Here is a 354-nt window from a genome sequence, read left to right as displayed (position 1 = left end):
ATCAGATATTTTACCAGATCGAAGTTGTCCAGGCCGACGTTGAGCATTGGCAAAATATTTGAGGTATTCGTCGAGGCCAGCAGATCCCACAGCGAACCGTTCTTCAGGAAACGGGTCGAGAAGGTGGCGAATGGTCCGAACAGCACCACGCGTTTACCGTCGATAATACGGGTATCGATGTGCGGCACCGACATCGGCGGCGCGCCCACTTCGGCCTGACCGTAGACCTTCGCCAGATGGTGGTTCACCACCTCCGGATTTTCGCAGACCAGGAACTGGCCGCCGACCGGGAAGCCCGCATACTCTTTGGCCTGCGGAATGCCGGTCTCCTGCAGCAGGGTCAGCGCTGCGCCG

At 58.8% G+C, this 354-nt stretch carries 1 protein-coding gene; it reads right to left on the bottom strand.

Features of this window, described 5'->3' with window-relative positions:
* A partial coding sequence (locus LU493_RS19835) for a malate:quinone oxidoreductase (protein ID WP_275289514.1) occupies window positions 1–354 on the bottom strand: 354 nt, incomplete at both ends.

It is taken from the genome of Halomonas elongata (assembly GCF_029081005.1).
GTDB classification, from domain to species: domain Bacteria; phylum Pseudomonadota; class Gammaproteobacteria; order Pseudomonadales; family Halomonadaceae; genus Halomonas; species Halomonas elongata_B.
This window is presented reverse-complemented; position numbering and strand designations above follow the sequence as displayed.